Raw genomic sequence first — 20,846 nt, 5'->3', positions numbered from 1 at the left:
GCTTCGGCCCGCCCAGGACGAGCGGCCCCGTCCCCCCACGGGACGGGCAGACCGGCCGCCGGGCCCGCAACGCCGCGGACCCCTCCCGGCGGCCGGTACCAGAAACCTCGCAACGAACGAAGGACGTGAACGTGCCACCAACCACCGACTCCCCGGAGCGCTACGTCGTCGGCGTCGACTTCGGCACCCTCTCCGGCCGCGCCGTGGTGGTGCGGGTCAGTGACGGCGAGGAGCTCGGCACCGGCGTCCACGAGTACCCGCACGGCGTGATCGAGCACCGACTCCCCGGCACCGGCGAGCAGTTGCCGCCCGACTGGGCGCTCCAGCACCCCGAGGACTGGCGCCAGGTGCTGCGCACCGCGGTCCCCGCCGCGCTCGCCGCCAGCGGCGTCGACCCGGCCGCCGTGATCGGCATCGCCACCGACTTCACCGCCTGCACCGTGCTGCCGGTCACCGCCGACGGCACCCCGCTGGCGCAGACCGCGCTCGCCGACCGCCCGCACGCCTGGCCCAAGCTGTGGAAGCACCACGCCGCGCAGATCCACGCCGACCGGATCAACGAACTCGCCCACCAGCGCGGCGAGAAGTGGATCGGCCGCTACGGCGGCAAGATCTCCGCCGAGTGGCAGTACGCCAAGGCCCTCCAGCTGCTGGAGGAGGACCCGGGCGTCTACGCGGCCACCGAGCGGTGGATCGAGGCCGCCGACTGGATCGTCTGGCAGCTCACCGGCACCGAGAGCCGCAATACCTGCACCGCCGGCTACAAGGGCGTGTACCAGGACGGCAGTTACCCCTCCGAGGAGTACCTCGCCGCCCTCAACCCCGAGTTCGCCGACTTCGCCCGCACCCGCCTGGAGCACCCGCTCGCCCACCTCGGCTCCCGGGTGGGCAACCTGACCGCCGAGGCCGCCGCCTGGACCGGCCTGCCGGAGGGCATCGCGGTCGCCGCCGGGAACGTCGACGCCCACGTCGCCGCCCCCGCCGCGCAGGCCGTGGAGAACGGCCAGCTGCTGGCCATCATGGGCACCTCCACCTGCCACGTCGTCAACGGCGCCACCCTGGCCGACGTCCCCGGCATCTGCGGCGTGGTCGAGGGCGGCATCGTCGAGGGCGCCTACGGCTACGAGGCCGGGCAGAGCGCCGTCGGCGACATCTTCGCCTGGTGGCTGCGCCAGGGCCTGCCCGCCGACTATCTCGCCGAGGCCGAGGCCACCGGCGAGGACGCCCACCAGCTGCTCACCCGAAAGGCGGCCGGCCAGCCCGTCGGCGGACACGGCCTGGTCGCCCTCGACTGGCTCAACGGCAACCGCTCCACCCTGGTGGACCACCACCTCTCCGGCGTGATCGTCGGCCTCACCCTGGCCACCCGCCCCGAGGACGTCTACCGGGCCCTGCTGGAGGCCACCGCCTTCGGCACCCGCACCATCGTCGAGGCGCTGGAGCGGGGCGGCGTCCCCGTCACCGAGTTCATCGTCACCGGCGGGCTCAAGAAGAACGCCCTGCTGATGCAGATCTACGCCGACGTGCTGCGCCGCCCGGTCTCGCTCGCGGTCTCCACCCAGGGCCCCGCCGTCGGCTCCGCCATCCACGCCGCCGTCGCGGCCGGCGCCCACCCGGACGTGCGCACCGCCGCCGCCGCGATGGGCCGGGTGGAGCGCGCCGCGTACCGGCCCGACCCGGCCCGGGCCGACGCCTACGACGAGCTGTTCGCCGAGTACCGCGAACTGCACGAGCACTTCGGCACGGCGGCGGACAAGCAGCTGCACCGCCTGCGCCGCATCCGGAACACCGCCCTGACCCAGAACTGTGAGGCATCGTGAGCGACCTGATCGACCTGATCCGCCGTCAGGTCAGTCACCTGCACCAGGAGTTGGTGCGGTACGACCTGGTGGTCTGGACGGCCGGCAACGTGTCCGCCCGGGTGCCCGGCGAGGACCTGATGGTGATCAAGCCCAGCGGCGTCTCCTACGATGAGCTGTCGCCGGAGAACATGATCCTCTGTGACCTGGACGGCGTCGTTGTCGAGGGCGCCCACTCGCCCTCCTCCGACACCGCCGCCCACGCCTACGTCTACCGCCACCTGCCCGAGGTCGGGGGAGTGGTGCACACCCACTCCACCTACGCCTGCGCCTGGGCCGCCCGCGGCGAGGCCGTCCCCTGCGTGCTGACCGCGATGGCCGACGAGTTCGGCGCCGAGATCCCGATCGGCCCGTTCGCCCTGATCGGCGACGACTCGATCGGCCGCGGCATCGTCGACACCCTGCGCGGCCACCGCTCGCCCGCCGTCCTGATGAAGAGCCACGGCGTCTTCACCATCGGCAAGGACGCCAAGGCCGCCGTCAAGGCCGCCGTGATGTGCGAGGACGTCGCCCGCACCGTGCACATCTCCCGCCAGCTCGGCGAACCGCTGCCGATCGCCCAGGCGGACATCGACAGCCTCAACTTCCGCTACCAGAACGTGTACGGCCAGCAGCCGGCCACCGCCGCCAAGGAGACCCACGCATGAAGTCGATCGAAGGCCGCGAGGTCTGGTTCCTGACCGGCAGTCAGGGCCTGTACGGCGAGGAGACCCTGCGCCAGGTCGCCGAGCAGTCCCGGCGGATCGCCGAGCAGCTCGACGGCAACCCCGAGGTGCCCGTCACGGTGGTCTGGAAGCCCGTGCTCACCGACGCCCCGGCGATCCGCCGGATCTGCCTGGAGGCCAACGCGGCCGACGAGTGCATCGGCCTGATCGCCTGGATGCACACCTTCTCCCCGGCCAAGATGTGGATCGCCGGCCTGGACGCGCTGCGCAAGCCGCTGCTCCACCTGCACACCCAGGCCAACGTCCGACTGCCCTGGTCCACCATCGACATGGACTTCATGAACCTGAACCAGGCCGCCCACGGCGACCGCGAGTTCGGCTACATCCAGTCCCGCCTCGGCGTCGCCCGCAAGACCGTGGCCGGCCACGTCAGCGACCCCACCGTGGCCACCCGGATCGCCTCCTGGGCCCGTGCCGCCACCGGCCGCGCCGAGATGGCGACCCTCAAGCTGGCCCGCTTCGGCGACAACATGCGCGACGTGGCCGTGACCGAGGGCGACAAGGTCGAGGCCCAGCTCCGCTTCGGCGTCTCGGTCAACACCTACGGCGTCAACGACCTGGTCGAGGTGGTCGACGCCGCCGACGAGGCCACCGTCACCGAGCTCGTCAAGGAGTACGAGGACGGCTACCGCCTCGCCCCCGCCCTGCGTCCGGGTGGCGAGCGGCACGAGTCCCTGCGCTACGCCGCCCGGATCGAGGCCGGTCTGCGCACCTTCCTCACCGAGGGCGGCTTCCGCGCCTTCACCACCAACTTCGAGGACCTCGGCGGCCTGCGCCAGCTCCCCGGCCTGGCGGTCCAGCGCCTGATGGCCGACGGCTACGGCTTCGGCGGCGAGGGCGACTGGAAGACCTCGGTCCTGCTGCGCACCCTCAAGGCGATGGCCACCGGCCTGCCCGGCGGCACCTCCTTCATGGAGGACTACACCTACCACCTGGAGCCCGGGCGGGAGTTGATCCTCGGCGCGCACATGCTGGAGGTCTGCCCCTCCATCGCCTCCGCCACCCCGTCCTGCGAGGTCCATCCGCTCGGCATCGGCGGCCGCGAGGACCCGGTCCGCCTGGTCTTCGACGCGGCCCCCGGCCCGGCCGTGGTGGTCGGCCTGGCCGACCTGGGCGACCGCTTCCGCCTGGTAGCCAACCAGATCGACGTGGTCGACCCGGCCGAGCCGCTGCCCGCACTCCCGGTCGCCCGCGCGGTCTGGCAGCCCCGGCCCAACTTCCACACCTCCGCCGAGGCCTGGCTGGCCGCCGGGGCCCCGCACCACACGGTGCTCTCCTCCGCGCTCGGCGCCGAGCAGCTCGACGACCTGGCGGAGATGCTCAGCACCGAGCTGGTCCTGATCGACTCCGACACCACGATCCGCCAGTTCACCCGCGAGCTCCGCTGGAACCAGGCCTACCACCGCCTGGCCCAGGGCTTCTGACCCGGCAATCGGGGCGGGGCGGAAGGGCAGCGCCTCAGGGGCGCGAGGAACTGCGCGCGGGGGAACGGCACGTGCTGCAACTGGCTCGCGTGCCCCGATTTAGCGCTGGTCCGCCTTCCGAATCGCGCAGTTCCTCGCGCCCCTGAAGGCCCCTTCGGGGCCCCGGGGTGGCCACCGTCCAGGTCATCCACACCCACGGGGCGGTACCGGGCACCGGTGCCGCCCCACCGTCGTTCCACGAAAGGGAGCACCCAGTCATGACCGGCGACCTGACCATCCACCGGTACCCCGCGGGCGAGCTGCGGGACGGGAGAGGCATCGACCGCTGGGTGTTCGGCACCCCGGGCGGCGTCACCGCCGAGGTGCTCAGCCTGGGCGCCCGGCTGCAGTCGCTGCACGCGCCGGACCGGGCCGGACAGCGCGCCAACGTGGTGCTCGGCGGCGGCTCGGTCGCCGAACTCCTGGGCGAGGCCGCCTACTTCGGCGCCACCGTGGGCCGCTACGGCAACCGGATCGCGGGCGGCGAACTGCCGCTGGACGGCGTCGTGCACAGGCTGGCCACCCAGTCCACCGGCCACACCCTGCACGGCGGCCCGGACGGCTTCGCCACCCGGCTCTGGCACGGCGAGGAGCTGCGCGTGGGCCAGCGGACCGGCGTCCGGCTGACCCTGCACAGTCCCGCCGGTGACCAGGGCTTCCCCGGCGCGCTCGACGTGACGGTGACCTACCTGCTCGACCGGGGCGGCGAGTTGACCATCACCTACCGGGCCGAGACCGACGCCCCGACGGTGGTCAACCTCACCAACCACGCCTACTTCAACCTCGGCGGAGAGGGCAGCGGGCCGGTCCTGGACCACCTGCTGCGGGTCGAGGCGGACGCCTACCTCCCGGTCGACAAGACCCTGATCCCGCTCGGGGCGCCGGAGCCGGTCGAGGGCCTGCCCTTCGACCTCACCACCGCGGCCGGCCTCGGCGGCCGGATCTCCGCACCCCACCCCCAGCTCTGGCTGGCCGGGGACGGCTTCGACCACACCTGGGTGCTCCGCCCCGGCCCCGGACTGCGGCTGGCCGCCACCCTCCACCACCCCGCCAGCGGACGCCGCCTGGACTGCCTCACCACCGAGCCCGGCATCCAGGTCTACACCGGCAACCACTTCGACGGCTCGCTCACCGGCCCCGGCGGCACCCGCTACCGGGCCTACGCCGGCATCGCCCTGGAGACCCAGCACTTCCCCGACTCCCCGCACGTCCCGGACTACCCCTCGACCGTCCTGCGCCCGGGCGAGGTCTACGAGTCGACCACGGCCTACCGCTTCTCAGTGGAGTGACACATGATCAGGAACCGCCTGCTCGCGGCGGCCGCCACCACCCTGGCCGCCGCCCTGCTGCCGGTCGCGCCCGCCCGGGCCGCCGAGCCCGGCTCGCCGGCTGTCTCGTACGGCAACACGCTGATCGAGAAGCGCGCCGACGCGCAGATCTACAAGCACAGCGACGGCTTCTACTACTTCACCGCGACCGCCCCCGAGTACGACCGGATCGTGCTGCGCCGCGCGACCACCATCCAGGGTCTGGCCACCGCGCCCGAGACGGTGATCTGGACCAAGCACGCCACCGGTGAGATGGGGGCGCACATCTGGGCGCCGGAGATCCACTTCATCGACGGCAAGTGGTACGTCTACTTCGCCGCCGGCAGCACCACCGACATCTGGAAGATCCGGATGTACGTGCTGGAGACCTCGGCCGCCAACCCCCTCACCGGGAGCTGGACCGAGAAGGGCCGGATCGCCACCCCGGTGGACAGCTTCGCGCTGGACGCCACCACCTTCACGGTGAACGGCACCCGGTACCTGAGCTGGGCCCAGCAGGACCCGGCGATCAACACCAACTCCAACGTCTACATCGCCAAGTTGAGCAACCCGTGGACCCTGGCGGGCGCCCCGGTGCGGCTCACCGTGCCGACGCTGGCCTGGGAGACCGTCGGCTACAAGGTCAACGAGGGCCCGGCGGTGATCCAGCACGGCGGCAAGGTCTTCCTGAGCTACTCGGCCTCCGCCACCGACAGCAACTACTGCCTGGGCCTGCTCAGCGCCCCGGCCTCCGCCGACCTGCTGGACCCGGCCTCCTGGACCAAGAGCGCCACCCCCGTCTTCAAGAGCAACGCGGGCACCGGCCAGTACGGCCCCGGGCACAACCAGTTCACCGTGTCCGAGGACGGCAAGAGCGACATCCTGGTCTACCACGACCGCGGCTACAAGGACATCAGCGGCGACCCGCTGAACGACCCCAACCGCCGTACCCGGGTGCAGAAGCTCTACTGGAACGCCGACGGCACCCCCAACTTCGGCATCCCGGTGGCCGACGGCGCCACTCCCGTCCGGTTCTCCTCCTACAACTACCCGGACCGCTACATCCGGCACTGGGAGTACCGGGCCCGGATCGACCCGGACGTGACCAACCTGGCCGACTCCCAGTTCCGCACCGTCCCCGGCCTCTCCGGCTCCGGCACCGTCTCGCTGGAGTCCGCCAACTTCCCCGGCTACTACCTGCGTTCGCGCCCCAACGGCGAGGTCTGGGTGGAGAAGAGCGACGGCTCCACGGCGTTCAAGGACAGCGCCAGCTTCCGCCGGCGGGCCGGCCTGGCCGACTCCGCCGCCGTCAGCTACGAGTCCTACGCCCTGCCCGGCCGGTACGTGCGGTACCACGACTACCTGCTGCGGGTCCAAGCCGTGGCCACGACGGTCGACAAGGCCGACGCGACCTTCCGCCAGCAGTAGACCCACCCCACCCCCGGTCCGGCCGTGATCTGACACCAGGTCACGGCCGGACCCGTACCACGAGGAGCACCCCCACATGTCCGAGTTCCGCCACCTCGCCGTAGCCGCGGCCCTCGCCCTGGCCGGCAGCGCCCTGCCGGCCGGCGCCGCCGAGGCCGCCGCACCCCCGGCCGGGAGCGCCACCCGCTACACCATGGCGGCGTTCACCAACAGCAGCGAATCCAACATGAACGTCTACGAGTCCCCGGACGCCACCGGCTACCGGACCGTCAAGTCCTCGGCGTACGTGCCGCCGTCCGGCCTGATCCGGGACCCGAGCGTCATCAAGCGCACCGACGGCACGTACTACCTCACCTACACCACCGGCTGGTCCGGCAACACCATCGGCTTCGCCACCAGCGCCGACCGGGTGAACTGGACCTTCCTCGGCAACCACACCATCCCGCTGGCCGGCCTCCAGCGCACCTGGGCCCCCGAGTGGCACGTCGACTCCGACGGCAGCGTCAACGTGGTCGTCTCGCTCTCCACCTCCGCCTCGGGCGCCGACTTCCTGCCCTACCGGCTGACCGCCACCAACGCGGCGCTCACCGGCTGGAGTTCGCCCACCCCGCTGGCCGGGATCACCGGAAACCACATCGACACCTTCGTGGTGAAGTTCGGCTCGACCTACCACGCCATCACCAAGAACGAGACCACCAAGTACCTGGAGCACGCCACCGCCAGCAGCCTCGGCGGCCCCTACACCTTCACCGGCACCGGGAACTGGGCCGGCTGGGGCAACTGGGTCGAGGGCCCGGCGCTGGTCAAGCTCGACAACGGCGGCTGGCGGATCTACTACGACGCCTACAGCGCCCACAAGTACTACTACAGCGACAGCTACGACGGCCTCGCCACCTGGACCGCCCCCACCGAGCTGCCCGGCCTCAGCGGCGTCGCCCGCCACTTCACCGTGCTCCGGGAGACCGTCTCCGGCGGCGCCACCCTCCCGGTCAACACCGCCCGTTCCCTGCGGTCCGTCAACTACCCCGGCCGCTACGTGAGCTCCGACGGCACGCTGCCCACCGTCGACGCCTCCAGCAGCGCCGCAGCCAAGCAGGCCGCCACCTTCACCGTGGTCCCGGGCCTCGCCGACCCCAACTGCTACTCGCTGCGCGCCGCCGACGGCCGCTACCTGCGCCACTGGGACTTCGTCCCGCGCCTGGACGCCGACGACTCCAGCGCCGTCTTCAAGGGCGATGCCACCTACTGCGCCCGCCCCGGCTCCGCGGCCGGCTCGGTCTCCCTGGAGTCCTACAACTACCCGGGCCGTTACCTCCGCCACTACGACTACAAGCTCCGCCTGGACGTCTACCAGGACAACGACACCTTCCGCGCCGACAGCTCCTTCCAGGACGTCAACCCCTGGGGCTGAGAACGCCGAACGGCCCGGCTCCCCTCCAGGGGGAGCCGGGCCGTTCTGTCTGTCGGAGCGTCAGGAACCGACCTTGCGCTTGTTGTAGACGTCGAAGCCGACCGCCGCCAGCAGCACCAGGCCCTTGATCACCTGCTGGTAGTCGGTGCCGACGCCCACCAGGGACATGCCGTTGTTCAGCACGCCGAGCACCAGACCGCCGATGATCGCGCCGAGCACCGTGCCGACGCCGCCGCTGGCCGAGGCGCCGCCGATGAAGGCGGCCGCGATGGCCTCCAGCTCGAAGTTGATGCCGGCCTGCGGGGTGCCCGCGTTGAGCCGGGCGGCGAAGACCAGGCCGGCCAGTGCGGCCAGCACGCCCATGTTGACGAAGGCGAGGAAGACCACCCGCTTGCTCTTCACACCGGAGAGCTTGGCCGCCGCCTCGTTGCCGCCGATCGCGTAGGTGTGGCGGCCGAGGATCGAGTTGCGCATCAGGTAGCCGAAGCCGACCAGCAGCGCGCCGAGGATCAGCAGCACGATCGGCACGCCGTGGTAGCTGGCCAGCAGCATGGTGAAGGCCAGGACCGCCACCGCGATCGCCGCGAGCTTGACCGCGAACAGCCCGAACGGCAGCAGCTCCAGCCCGTACGAGGCGGCCTGACGACGGCCCCGGATCTCCTGGAGGACCGCGACGGCCAGCACGGCCGCGCCGATCAGCAGGGTCAGGTTGTGGTAGTTGGTGTGCGGGCCGACCTCCGGCAGGAAGCCGCTGCTGATCTTCTGGAACCCGGACGGGAACGGGGCCACCGACTGGCCCTGGAGCAGGATCTGGGTGCCGCCGCGGAAGAGCAGCATGCCGGCCAGCGTCACGATGAACGAGGGGATGCCGATGTAGGCGATCCAGAAGCCCTGCCAGGCACCGGCCAGCGCGCCGATCAGCAGCGCGGCCACCAGGGCGACCGGCCAGGACACCTGGTGCTTGACCATCATCACGGCCGAGGCCGCGCCGACGAAGGCAGCCAGCGAGCCGACCGAGAGGTCGATGTGCCCGGCGATGATGACGATCATCATCCCGATCGCGAGGATCAGGATGTAGCCGTTCTGCTGGATCAGGTTGGTGATGTTCAGCGGCTGGAGCAGGATGCCGTCGGTCCAGATCTGGAACAGCAGGACGATCAGCACCAGGGCGCCCAGCATCCCGTACTGGCGGACGTTGCCCCGCAGGGCCCGGGTCAACAGCCCTACCGTGTCCGGCCGTTCGGCCTTCCCCGGGGTTCGGGGCGTCTCGGTGGTCATCTGGGCCATGCCTTACACCTGCTCGTCTCGTCGGTCCGCGGTCTGGGTCATCAGCCGCATCAGGGATTCCTGGGTCGCCTCGGCCCGGTCCACCTCACCGGTGATCCGGCCCTCGGCCATGGTGTAGATCCGGTCGCAGAGGCCGAGCAGCTCGGGCAGCTCCGAGGAGATCACCAGCACCGCCCGGCCCTGCTCGGCGAGTTCGGCGATCACGGTGTAGATCTCCGCCTTGGCGCCGATGTCGATGCCGCGGGTGGGCTCGTCCAGGATCAGCACCTCGGGCTCGGTGAAGATCCACTTGCTCAGCACCACCTTCTGCTGGTTGCCGCCGCTGAGCTTGCCGGTCTCCGCGAAGACCGAGGGGGCCTTGATGTTCATCGACGCGCGGTACCGCTCGGCGACCCGGGTCTCCTCGTGCCGGTTCACCCAGCCGCGCTTGGCGACCTTGCCGAGGGCGCTCAGCGAGATGTTCCGGCTGATGTCCTCCGCCAGGTTCAGGCCGAGGTGCTTGCGGTCCTCGGTGACGTAGGCGAGGCCGTGGCCGATCGCCTCGGGCACCGTCCGGGTGCGGATCTCCTGACCGTCCAGCAGCACCCGGCCGCCGTCGTAGCGGCCGTAGGAGCGGCCGAAGACGCTCATCGCCAGCTCGGTGCGGCCGGCTCCCATCAGCCCGGCGATGCCGACGATCTCGCCGCGGCGCACGTTGACCGAGACGTCGTCGACCACCTTGCGCTGGTGGTCGATGGGGTGACGGACCGTCCACTCCTCGATCGCGAGCGCGACCTCGCCGATCGACGGGGTGCGGTCGGGGTAACGGTGCTCCAGGTCGCGGCCGACCATGCCGCGGATGATCCTGTCCTCCGTGATGCCCTCGACCGGGATGGTCTCGATGGTCTGCCCGTCCCGCAGGATCGTCACCGAGTCCGCCACCCGGGCGATCTCGTTGAGCTTGTGCGAGATGACGATGCAGGCGATGCCCCGGGCCTTGAGCTCGAGGATCAGGTCGAGCAGCTTGCGGCTGTCCTCGTCGTTGAGCGCGGCGGTCGGCTCGTCCAGGATCAGCAGCCTGACGTCCTTGGCCAGCGCCTTGGCGATCTCGACCAGCTGCTGCTTGCCCACGCCGATGTCGGCGACCCGGGTGTTGGGGTTCTCGGGCAGGCCCACCTGCCGCAGCAGCTCGGTGGCGTGGGTCAGGGTCCGGTGCCAGTCGATCCGGCCGAAGCGCGAGTGCTCGTTGCCGAGGAAGACGTTCTCGGCGATCGACAGGTAGGGCACCAGGGCGAGCTCCTGATGGATGATCACGATGCCGCGCCGCTCGCTGGCCCGGATGTCGCGGAACTCGCAGGTCTCGCCCTCGAACAGGATCTCGCCCTGGTAGGAGCCGTGCGGGTAGACGCCGCTGAGCACCTTCATCAGGGTCGACTTGCCGGCGCCGTTCTCCCCGCAGATCGCGTGCACCTCGCCGGGGGCCACGGTGAGGTTGACGTCGGACAGTGCCCGGACGCCGGGGAAGGTCTTGGTGATCGAACGCATCTCGAGGATGGGTCCGGCCATGGTGGTGGTTCCGTTCGCCGGGGCGGCCCCGGGCCCGTTGGGGCGGGCCCGGGGCCACCGGTTCGGGTGGGTCGGCTACTTGACCTGGTCGGCGGTGTACTGGCCGCCGTCGATCAGCACCTTCCGGTAGTTCTCCTTGTCCACGCTCACCGGCTGGAGCAGGTACGCGGGCACGGTCTTGGCCCCGTTGTCGTACTGGCTGGTGTCGTTGACCTCCGGCTTGCCGCCGGTCAGCACCGCGTCGCCCATCTGCACGGCCACCTTGGCGAGCTCGCGGGTGTCCTTGTAGACGGTCTGGGTCTGCTCGCCCGCGATGATCGACTTCACCGAGGCCAGCTCGCCGTCCTGGCCGGTGACCACGGGCAGCGCCTTGCCGCCGGTGCCGTAGCCGACGCCCTTGAGCGAGGAGATGATGCCGATCGAGATGCCGTCGTAGGGCGAGAGCACCGCGTCCACCCGGGCGGTGGTGTAGGCCTTGCTGAGCAGATTGTCCATCCGGGACTGGGCGACGCCGCCGTCCCAACGCAGGGTGGCGACCTGGTTGAAGGCGGTCTGGCCGCTCTGCACCACGAGCTTCTTGTCGTCCAGGTACGGCTTGAGCACGCTCATGGCGCCGTTGAAGAAGAAGGTGGCGTTGTTGTCGTCGGGGGAGCCGGCGAACAGCTCGAGGTTGAACGGGCCCGCGCCGTTCTTCAGGCCGAGCTTGTCGACGATGTAACTGCCCTGCAGGACACCGACCTTGAAGTTGTCGAAGGTGGCGTAGTAGTCGACGTTCTTGGTGCCGCGGATCAGCCGGTCGTAGGAGATCACCGGAATCTTGGCGTCGGCGGCCTTCTGCAGCACGTTGGAGAGCGAGGAGCCGTCGATGGCGGCGACCACCAGGAGCTTGGCCCCCTTGGTGATCATGTTCTCCAGCTGGGAGACCTGGTTCTCCACCACGTTGTCGCCGTACTGGAGGTCGGTCTTGTAGCCCTTGGCCTGGAACTCCTTGGCGATGTTGTTGCCGTCGTTGATCCAGCGCTCGGAGGACTTGGTAGGCATCGCGATGCCGACCAGGCCGCCTTTGGCCCCGTCGCCCTTGGCCGGGGCGTCGCCGACGCCGTTGGCACTCTGACCGCAGGCGGCCAGGGTCAGGGAGAGGCCCGCAGCCGCGAGACCGATCGAGAGCTTTCGCACAGTTCCTCCAGGAGTGGTCCGCGCCGTTGTGGTGGCGGAGCGGTACCTGAGTGTTAACGCTCACAGGAGGGTCGTCAAGAGTTCAACAGGTCACCGTTGCGTCTCGTGGGGGCGGCTTGACGCGATGATTGTTAGCGTTAACAATTCCTTCTCGTGGACTGCCCGGCCGCCGGAGGTGCCCCCGGCGGCCGGGCGGGTCTTACAACTCCCGGACGGTGAAGGCCGGGTGGAGCCGCCGGGTGTGGTCGACCGGCCGGACCGGACCGGTCAGGCGCAGCGGCACGGCGAATCGGACGTCGGTGCTGGAGGCCGAGATCCGCAGCTCCAGCGCGCCCGGCTCGACGATCCGGCGGCCGTCCCGGCCGGTGAAGGAGGCCAGGTCGGCGGGGAGCCGGACCTCCACCCGGTGGCGGGCCCCCGGCTCGGCGGCTATCCGCCGGTAGCCGACCAGCCGCTGCACCGGCTGGACCACCGAGGCCACCGGGTCGTGCAGGTAGAGCTGGACGGTCTCGCCGCCGGACCGCCCACCGGTGTTGCGCAGCTCGAAGGCGAACGCGAACTCGCCGTCCGTCCCCGCATCCGCCGTCTCCATGGTCAGCCCCGACCAGGCGAACTCGGTGTAGCCGAGCCCGTGCCCGAAGCCGTAGGCCGGGGTCGGGTCGGTGCTGGAGACCTCGCCCGCCTGGGCCAGCCGGGCGGCCAGGTAGGTCGAGGGCTGGACACCCGGGTGGGCGGGGACGGAGACGGGGAGCCGCCCGGAGGGGTTGACCCGCCCGCTCAGCACCCCGGCCAGCGCCTGGGTGCCGGCCTCGCCGGGGAAGAAGCACTGCACGATCGCGGCCGCCTCGGTGACGGCCCGTCCGAGTGCGTACGGCCGCCCGGCCAGCAGGGTGAGCACCACCGGCGTGCCGGAGTCCAGCAGCTCGTCGAGCAGCCGCTGCTGCAGTCCGGGGAGTTCGAGGGTCGGCGCGTCGCAGCCCTCGCCGCTGGTGCCCCGGCCGAACAGACCGGCCCGGTCGCCGAGGGCGAGCACCACGACCTCGGCCTCCCGGGCGGCCAGCACCGCCTCGGCGATACCGCCCGGGTCCGTGCCGTCGACCGTCACCCCGCGCACCACCCGCAGCTCGCTGTCGGGGAACTCCTTCTCCAAGGCCTCGCGCAGGGTGGGCAGTTCGATGCCGAGCGGGACCTGCGGATGCTGGCCGCCGACGTGCACCGGGAAGGCGTAGCAGCCGAGCACGGCGGTCGGCTCGTCCGCGTTCGGCCCGATCAGGGCGATCCGCCGGGGCCGGGCGAGCGGCAGTGAGCCGTCGTTGCGCAGCAGCACCACGGCCCGTTCGGCGAGCTCGGCGGCCAGCGCCCGGTTGGCGGGCGCGGGTCGAGGTCGACCGATCCGCGCAGCTTCTGAGGGTGTGCTCAGGTCGGCGCCGGCCAGGATCTCCCGGCACCGGGTTCACAGTCGGCGTCCAGCAGGCCGAGCCGGACCTTCTGGACCAGTACCCGGCGCAGCGCCCGGTCGATCAGCTGCTCCGGGACGGCGCCGCTGCCGACGGCGTCCAGCAGCGGCTGCCCGAAGGTCTTCACGGTGGGCAGCTCGACGTCGACCCCGCTGGCCAGGGCCAGCCCGGCGGCGTCGGACCAGTCCTCGGCCACGCCGTGCAGCACCTTGAGGAAGGCGATGCCGAAGTAGTCGGCCACCAGGGTGCCGGTGAAGCCCCAGGTGTCCCGGAGCAGTCCGGTGAGCAGGGCCTCGTCGGCGGCGGACGGCAGCCCGTCCGGTGTCGGTGTAGGCGTGCATCACCGAGCGCGGGCGGCCCTCGCGGACGGCCATCTCGAAGGGGGGGCAGGATGGACGTCGGCCCGTTCGCGCGGCCCCATGCTCACCCGGCGCGAGGTTGCGCCCGGCGCGGGAGGCCGAGTAGCCGGCGAAGTGCTTGAGGGTGGCGACGATCCCGGCGGACTCCAGGCCCTGGACGTAGGCGGTGGCGACACGGGTGCCGACCAGGTAGGGGTCCTCGACGATGGTCTCCTCGACCCGCGCACCCAGCGGGCGTCGCGGACCACGTCGAGCACCGGGGCCAGGCCCTGGTGCACGCCGACGGCCCGCAGGTCGCGGCCGATCGCGGGGCCATCATCCCGGACCAGGTCCGGGTCGAAGGCGGCGCCCCAGGAGAGCGGCACGGGGTAGGCGGTGGCGCCCCAGGAGGCGAAGCCGGCCAGGCACTCCTCGTTGGGCGAGGGCCGGGATGCCGAAGCGGTTGGCGGCCGTGATCAGCTGCTGGCGCTGCGCAGGCAGCGAGAGCGCGCGCGAGCGCCGGGTCGACCGGGGGGCGGTGCCGAACAGGGGCGGGTCAGCTGGCCGAGCCCGTGCGCGGAGCAGCTCGTCCAGGTCGGGCGGCGCCTCCATCTCGTGCTGGTGCGGGGCGACTTCGCCACCCTCGTCGCTGGCGCCGACCCAGACAACGACCAGTCTGGGCGGTATTTTTCGCGCAGGGTCATCGCCGCGATCAGGGCGTCGGCCCGGTCCTCCGCGGAGCGCGAGGTGTCGTGCCAGGCTGGCGCGGGATTCTGACGGTGGTTCACTTTCCTCCGATGCCCATCAGCCCCTGGACCAAGGGCCGCGACGGGCGAACAGGTAGACGACGAAGATGGGGAGCACGGACAGCACCCACGGCGCTGAGCAGGCCGGGGACGTCCACGCCGTGCTCGGTCTGGAACTCGTACAGACCGAGCGTGATGACCTTGGTGGAGTCGGACTGGGTGAGGGATCAGCGGGAACAAGAAGCCCGTTCCACGCCTGGGAGGGCGGCGAAGACCACGATGGAGGAGAGACCACCCTTGGACAGCGGCAGCACCAGCTGGCGGAACACCCGGGCCGGGGTGGCTCCGTCGAGGGCCATCGCCTCGTACAGCTCGGGGCTGATGTCGCGCATCGCGCCGCGTCAGCACCAGGGTGCACACCGGGAGGCCAGAACGCGGCGGGTCGGCAGGATGACGCCGATCAGGTGGTCGTACAGGCCGGTCTTGCTGATCAGGTAGAACATCGGCACGATCACCGCCTGGGCGGGGATCGCCAGGCCGAGCAGGAAGAGCCGGAAACACCCAGCCGGTGGCCGGCCGCGGGCGCGGACGACGGCGTAGTGAGAGTGGCGGGACGAGCAGCAGGACGAGGGCGACCACGCTCGCGATGGTGACCACCAGGGTGTTGAGGAAGTCCTGGCCGAAGCCGTTGGACAGGTCGGTCAGGTAGTTCTGGAAGTTCCACGTGGCGGGGCAGGCTGAGCGGCCCTCGGTGGAGTAGTCGGAGCGGGTCCGGACGGTGGCGATCAGCAGCACGTACAGCGGCAGGCCGACCAGCGCAAGCCAGACCAGGGAGCCGAGGCCGGCCAGGTGGTTGGGGCGTCGACGGGGCATCAGATCCCTCCGCGGTGGAGCGCATCTCGTCGTAGCCGGTGAACCGGACCACCGCGAGCGAGATCAGGGTGGCGACCACCACCAGGACCAGGGCGATGGCCGAGCCGGCGCCGAAGTCGAAGCCCTTGAAGGCCTTCTGGTACATGTAGTAGGCACTCACGGTGCTGTCGGTGCCGGGGGCCGCCCTGGGTGAGGATCAGCACGGTGTCGAATGTGGTCAGGCCGCCGACCACCATCAGGACCGTCGAGGTGATGACGGTGTTGCGCAGCTGAGGCAGCGTCACGTGGAGGAACTGCCGCGCCCGGCCCGCCCCGTCGATGGCGGCGGGCTGGTAGAGCACCCGCGGGATGGCCCGGGCGCCGCCCTGGTAGATCAGCGCGTGCAGCGGGGTGAACTGCCAGACGCCGACGAAGGCCAGCACGCCGATCGCCCCCGCTCCGGGTGCCGAGCAGGTTGCCGTCCCCGAACAGCCAGGTGAGCTGGGACGGCACGCCGAAGTTGGGGTCGAGCACGGCCCGCCACACCACCGAGACGGCGGTCGCGGAGAGCAGCAGCGGGACGAAGTAGATCGCCGAGAGCACGGCCCGGTTGCGCTGGTGGCCGGCCGCCCAGACCCCGAGCAGGATGCTGACCGGGGTCTGGGCCGCCACGCCGAGCGCGGTGAGCAGCAGGGTGGTCCAGATCGACTGGATCATCACCGGGTCGTGCACCAGCGCGGTCCAGTTGTCCAGACCGTTGAAGGTCGGTTCGTTGATGCCGTTCCAGCTGGTGAAGGAGAGCACGGCGACCAGCAGCAGCGGCACCAGCGCGAACAGGGCGAAGAAGACGGCGGCGGGGCGCCGCCCAGGCGAAGCCGGGGCGGGTCACCCCCACGCCTTTCTGCTGGGCCGTCATGAGGTCGGCAGGGCCTGCATGGCCTTGACGAAGCCGTCCGCGTCGAGCTTGCCGTTGAAGAACTGCTGGATGGCGGTCTGCAGCGGCGTCATGGCGCTCGGCGGGTAGGCCTGGTCCCAGGAGAGCTGGAACGAGGGGGCAGCCTTGACCAGCTCGAACTGGTACTTGGAGTACTCCGGGCTGGCGGCGGTGTCGAGGAAGTTGACGGTGTTGGTGGTGGTCGGCAGGTTGCCGACGGCGAGCTGCGCCTTCACGAACTCGTCCGAGTACATCAGCTTGAGGAAGGCCGCGGCGGCCTCGGGGTGCTTGGTCTTCTTCAGCACCGAGTAGAAGTTGTTGGTGTTGCCGACCACGGCGGTCGCCTCGCCCTTGCCGCCGGTGACGGAGGGGAAGCGGTGTAGCCGAGGCCGTTCTTCACGAAGTCGGGGTTGGCGTCCTGCTGGGTCGAGTAGTACCAGGAGCCCATCAGCTCGAAGGCCGCCTTGCCCTTGGCGACCCAGCGCGGGGGAGCCGCCGTCGGTGAACTTGACCGAGTCGAAGTTGGTGCCGAAGGCGCCCGTGTCGGTCAGCTCCCGCAGGGCGGCCAGCGCCTTGCGGCTGTCCTCGCCCGCCCAGGCCGCCTTGTCGCCCTCGACGGCCTTCTGGAACAGGCCGGGCCCGGCGACCCGGTCGTAGAGGTACTCGAACCACATCAGGGTGGGCCACTTGTCGGCGCCGCCGAGCGCGATCGGGGTGATGCCCTTGGCCTTCAAGGCCTTGGTGGTGGTGAGCAGTTCGTCCCAGGTCTTCGGCGGGGTGAGGCCGGCGTCGGCGAGCACCTTCTTGTTGTGGAACAGCAGCACCGGCTGGGTACCGCGCATCGGGACGCCGTACGGCTTGCCGTCCACCACCGCCGAGTTGAACACCGACGGCAGGAAGTTGGTCTTCAGCCCGGGGTCCTTGGCGATGAACTCGTCCAGCGGGAGCAGCAGGTCCGCCTTGACGAACGGCTGGATGGAGCCGCCGCCCCAGTTGAAGAAGACGTCGGGGGCCTGCGGGGTGTTGATGACGGTTTGCAGCTTCTGCTGGTAGTCCGCGCCGGGGACGGTGTCCAGGACGACCTTGACCGGGGAGGTCTTGTTGAAGGTGTCGACGAGCTGCTTCTCGACCTTGTTGGTGGCGTCGCCGTAGACCATCACGTGGATCGTCCCGGAGTCCCCGCCGGAGGCGCCGCCGCCGGATCCGCAGGCGGCCGTCATGGCCAGAAGAAGCACGGTGGCCGCGGTGGTCGCGACGAATCTGGAGCCCATACCTTGCCCTCGGTTTCGAATGTTTCGAGTGGATTACCGAATGTTGTGGGAAACCTAGGCCCGTGCTGACCACCCGTCAAGGGGTCCGGCGGGATCCGATCGGAGCCTGCCGAGGGCTAGTATTCGGGCCGTACACAGGCTGACAACGGCGTTCGCCCAGCAGGGGCGGTACAGGAGGAAGTCGTGACCAGAGCAGCCACGCTCGCCGAGATCGCGCAAGAAGCGGGGGTGTCCGCCCCGACTGTTTCGAAAGTCCTGAACGGCCGGGCCGACGTCGCCCCGGCCACCCGGGAGCGGGTGGAGGACCTGCTCCGGCGGCACGGCTACCGGCGGCGGCGCGGCACCGCCCAGGCCGCCCCGCTGCTGGAGCTGGTCTTCCACGAACTGGAGAGCGTCTGGGCGATGGAGGTGATCCGCGGGGTGGAGAACGTGGCCCGGGAGGAGGGCCTGGGCATAGTGCTCTCCGAGTCCTCCGGCCGGCTCAGCCCCGGCCAGTCCTGGGTGGACGGCGTGCTCGCCCGGCGTCCCACCGGTGTCCTGCTGGTGCTCTCCGGCCTGGACCGCGCCCAGCAGCAGCAACTGGCGGGCCGGGACATCCCGTTCGTGGTGCTGGACCCGGCGGGCGACCCCGGCCAGGGGGTGCCGGCGGTCGGCACCACCAACTGGGACGGCGGCCTGGAGGCCACCCGCCACCTGGCCGACCCTCGGCCACCGCCGGATCGCCCTGATCGGCGGACCGCGCCGGATGATGTGCAGCCGGGCCCGCGCCGACGGGTACCGGGCGGCGCTCGACATGGCGGGCCTCGCGTACGACCCGGAGCTGGTCCGCGAGGGCGACTTCCACCACGAGTCCGGGCGTCGGCTCGGCCTCGAACTGCTCGGCCTGCCGGATCGGCCGACCGCCGTCTTCGCCGGCAACGACCTGCAGGCGCTCGGTCTGTACGAGGCCGCCCGGGAGCTGGGCCTGCGCATCCCGGAGGACCTCAGCGTGGTCGGTTTCGACGACCTTTCGCTGGCCCGCTGGGTCGGCCCGCCGCTGACCACGGTGCGCCAGCCGCTGACCGAGATGGCCGAGGTGGCGACCCGGATGGTGATCGACCTGGCCCGGGGCGGGCAGCCGGGCACGCTCCGGGTGGACCTGGCCACCAGCCTGGTCGAGCGCAGCAGCACCGCCCCGCCCCGGTCGGCCGGACAGCCTGACGAGGTGCGCGCGAACGGTTGACGGGGGGACGGACCGGCCCTAGGGTCACCGATCGGAATCGGGCCGAGCAGCGAAACTTTCGAAGCCTCCGCCTTCGCCGCTCCGTCCGAGGACGTTCCATGCCCCACCGCACGTCCAGCTCTTTCCCCCACCCGAGAAGAGAAGGGACCACGCTGGTGCCCGTCCGTACGCTCCGCGACCCCCGCCCCGAGCACTCCCGCCCCAGGCACGCCCGACGCCGCGCCCTGGGCGCCGCGGCCGCCGCCGTCACCGCCGCCGCCCTGGCGGCGGCCGCCCTGCTGCCGGCCGGCCAGGCCGGCGCGGCGGGGCCGAGCCTGCGCGGCCTCGCAGAGTCGAAGGGGATCTACTTCGGTACCGCGATCTCCCAGTTCGACCTGGGCAACGCCACCATCACCGGCCTGGCGAGCAGCCAGTTCGGTGTGCTGACCCCCACCAACGAGATGAAGTGGGACACCGTCGAGTCCTCGCCGGGCAGCTTCAACTTCGGCCCCGGCGACCGGCTGCTCTCCTTCGCCCAGGCCAACTCCATGAAGACGCGCGGCCACACGCTGGTCTGGCACAGCCAACTCCCTTCCTGGGTGAGCAACCTGCCGAACAGCCAGGTGCAGGGCGCGATGCGCAACCACATCACCACCACGGCGACCCACTACAAGGGCAAGCTCTACGCCTGGGACGTGGTGAACGAGATGTTCAACGAGGACGGCAGCTACCGGAACTCCGCCTTCTACCGCGCGATGGGCACCGGCTTCGTGGCCGACGCGCTGCGCACCGCCAGGGCTGCCGACCCCGGGGTGAAGCTCTACCTGAACGACTACAACACCGAGGGCCTGAACGCGAAGAGCGACGCCATGTACAACCTGGCGAAGTCGCTCAAGGCCCAGGGGGTCCCGCTGGACGGCATCGGGTTCCAGGGGCACTTCATCCTGGGCCAGATCCCGTCGAGCCTGAAGGCCAACCTGGAGCGGTTCACCGCGCTCGGCCTCGAGGTCGCCATCACCGAGCTGGACGTCCGTATGCAACTGCCGGCGGACAGTGCGAAGTTGGCCCAGCAGGGACGTGACTTCGCGAGTGTGACCAATACCTGCCTGGCCGTCAAGGGCTGCGCCGGCATCAGCCAGTGGGCCGTCGGCGATCCGGACTCCTGGGTCCCCGGCACCTTCCCCGGCGAGGGCGCCGCCACCCTGTACGACAACAACTACCAGCCGAAGCCCGCCTACACCGCCACGGTGAACGCCCTCGGCGCCGCCACCTCCAGCCCCTCGCCGTCCAACTCGCCGAGCCCGAGCCCGAGCCCGAGCTCCAGCCCGAGCCCGAGTTCGAGCCCCAGCCCCACCCCGACCCCCACCCCGACCGGGGGAGCGGGCTGCAAGGTGACCAGTGAGATCAACGCCTGGAACACCGGTCTGACCGAGAACCTCACCGTCACCAACACCGGGGCCACCACCGTCAACGGCTGGGCGCTGTCCTTCGCCCTGCCCGGCGGCCAGACCGTCACCAACAGCTGGAACGCGACGGTCAGCCCCGCCGCCGGCCAGGTGACCGCCAAGAACCTCGGCTACAACGCCACCATCGCCCCCGGCGGCTCGGTCTCCTTCGGCTTCCAGGCCACCCACTCCGGGAACGCCGCCCCGGCCGGCCAGTTCAGCCTCAACGGCATGGCCTGCACCACCGCCTGACGGCCCCGCAGCGCCACCGTCCTACCCTCCGCCCCGTCGCCCCTGCGGTGGGGCGGAGTCATTGCAGTCATCGGATCGGCTGCCGCGCCTGATCCTCGCGGCTGGCGTGGAGGCTGCCGAGCAGGGAGAACGCCTCGGCGCTGGGACTT

13 protein-coding genes and 5 pseudogenes are annotated in these 20,846 nt (G+C 71.0%); 8 read left to right on the top strand and 10 right to left on the bottom strand.

All coding sequences use genetic code 11. The features are described 5' to 3' along the window. Positions 1 to 131: 131 nt before the first annotated feature. From ABD946_RS27200 to ABD946_RS27175, 6 genes are all read left to right on the top strand, one after another. Positions 132 to 1,820 (top strand): ribulokinase, encoded by a 1,689-nt coding sequence (locus ABD946_RS27200; RefSeq protein ID WP_345287924.1) that lies wholly within the window; start codon positions 132 to 134, stop codon positions 1,818 to 1,820. Beyond that, entirely contained in the window at positions 1,817 to 2,506 is a 690-nt protein-coding gene (locus tag ABD946_RS27195; protein WP_345287922.1) for an L-ribulose-5-phosphate 4-epimerase, read from the top strand. The genes ABD946_RS27200 and ABD946_RS27195 overlap by 4 nt, the downstream gene beginning before the upstream one ends. Beyond that, positions 2,503 to 4,008 carry an L-arabinose isomerase gene (gene araA, locus ABD946_RS27190; protein WP_345287920.1) on the top strand — a complete coding sequence of 502 codons (1,506 nt, stop codon included), beginning with the start codon at positions 2,503 to 2,505 and terminating at the stop codon, positions 4,006 to 4,008. The genes ABD946_RS27195 and araA overlap by 4 nt, the downstream gene beginning before the upstream one ends. A 257-nt stretch (positions 4,009 to 4,265) precedes the next feature. Then, positions 4,266 to 5,336, top strand: a complete 1,071-nt coding sequence (locus ABD946_RS27185; protein ID WP_345287919.1) for an aldose epimerase family protein — start codon at positions 4,266 to 4,268, stop codon at positions 5,334 to 5,336. Positions 5,337 to 5,339: 3 nt separating this feature from the next. Further along, a complete protein-coding gene (locus ABD946_RS27180) occupies positions 5,340 to 6,782 on the top strand; it encodes a family 43 glycosylhydrolase (protein WP_345287917.1) in 1,443 nt (480 codons plus the stop codon). A 76-nt stretch (positions 6,783 to 6,858) separates the two neighbouring features. Beyond that, positions 6,859 to 8,193, top strand: coding sequence for a glycoside hydrolase family 43 protein (locus ABD946_RS27175; protein ID WP_345287915.1), 1,335 nt, complete (start codon positions 6,859 to 6,861; stop codon positions 8,191 to 8,193). Positions 8,194 to 8,253: 60 nt separating this feature from the next. Here ABD946_RS27175 and mmsB read toward each other — a convergent pair whose 3' ends face one another. The 10 genes and pseudogenes from mmsB to ABD946_RS27140 form a co-directional block, all read right to left on the bottom strand. Beyond that, a complete protein-coding gene (gene mmsB, locus ABD946_RS27170) occupies positions 8,254 to 9,471 on the bottom strand; it encodes a multiple monosaccharide ABC transporter permease (protein ID WP_345287970.1) in 1,218 nt (405 codons plus the stop codon). 12 nt (positions 9,472 to 9,483) lie between these two features. Continuing rightward, positions 9,484 to 11,025 (bottom strand): multiple monosaccharide ABC transporter ATP-binding protein, encoded by a 1,542-nt coding sequence (gene mmsA, locus ABD946_RS27165; protein ID WP_345287913.1) that lies wholly within the window; start codon positions 11,023 to 11,025, stop codon positions 9,484 to 9,486. A gap of 75 nt (positions 11,026 to 11,100) precedes the next feature. Then, positions 11,101 to 12,201, bottom strand: coding sequence for a multiple monosaccharide ABC transporter substrate-binding protein (gene chvE, locus ABD946_RS27160; protein WP_345287912.1), 1,101 nt, complete (start codon positions 12,199 to 12,201; stop codon positions 11,101 to 11,103). A gap of 199 nt (positions 12,202 to 12,400) precedes the next feature. Further along, positions 12,401 to 13,528, bottom strand: a complete 1,128-nt coding sequence (locus tag ABD946_RS42955) for a glycoside hydrolase family 3 C-terminal domain-containing protein (RefSeq protein ID WP_425558709.1) — start codon at positions 13,526 to 13,528, stop codon at positions 12,401 to 12,403. 89 nt (positions 13,529 to 13,617) lie between these two features. After that, positions 13,618 to 13,935, bottom strand: a complete 318-nt coding sequence (locus tag ABD946_RS42950; RefSeq protein WP_425558712.1) for a glycoside hydrolase family 3 N-terminal domain-containing protein — start codon at positions 13,933 to 13,935, stop codon at positions 13,618 to 13,620. Between the two features lie 106 nt (positions 13,936 to 14,041). Then, positions 14,042 to 14,206 (bottom strand): annotated as a pseudogene (locus ABD946_RS42945) (glycoside hydrolase family 3 N-terminal domain-containing protein); the annotation flags it as partial. Positions 14,207 to 14,301: 95 nt separating this feature from the next. Continuing rightward, a pseudogene (locus tag ABD946_RS42940) lies at positions 14,302 to 14,382 on the bottom strand (hypothetical protein); the annotation flags it as partial. 398 nt (positions 14,383 to 14,780) lie between these two features. After that, positions 14,781 to 15,615 (bottom strand): annotated as a pseudogene (locus tag ABD946_RS27150) (carbohydrate ABC transporter permease). A 4-nt stretch (positions 15,616 to 15,619) separates the two neighbouring features. Further along, positions 15,620 to 16,510, bottom strand: a pseudogene (locus ABD946_RS27145) (carbohydrate ABC transporter permease); the annotation flags it as partial. Then, complete coding sequence (locus ABD946_RS27140) at positions 16,507 to 17,799, bottom strand: ABC transporter substrate-binding protein (RefSeq protein WP_345287910.1); 1,293 nt, start codon at positions 17,797 to 17,799, stop codon at positions 16,507 to 16,509. The gene ABD946_RS27140 and the pseudogene ABD946_RS27145, both read right to left, overlap by 4 nt. A 210-nt stretch (positions 17,800 to 18,009) precedes the next feature. Between ABD946_RS27140 and ABD946_RS27135 the strand changes: the two are divergent. Both ABD946_RS27135 and ABD946_RS27130 read left to right on the top strand, forming a co-directional pair. Further along, positions 18,010 to 19,021, top strand: a pseudogene (locus ABD946_RS27135) (LacI family DNA-binding transcriptional regulator). Between the two features lie 155 nt (positions 19,022 to 19,176). Then, positions 19,177 to 20,697: a glycoside hydrolase family 10 protein gene (locus ABD946_RS27130; RefSeq protein WP_345287908.1), complete on the top strand. Its 1,521-nt coding sequence runs from the start codon at positions 19,177 to 19,179 to the stop codon at positions 20,695 to 20,697. Positions 20,698 to 20,846 lie beyond the last annotated feature (149 nt).

Source organism: Kitasatospora albolonga, from assembly GCF_039535905.1.
In the GTDB taxonomy this organism is placed as follows: Bacteria; Actinomycetota; Actinomycetes; order Streptomycetales; family Streptomycetaceae; genus Kitasatospora; species Kitasatospora albolonga.
Note: the sequence above shows the minus strand (reverse complement) of the source record. Positions and strands in the feature narration are given on the sequence as shown.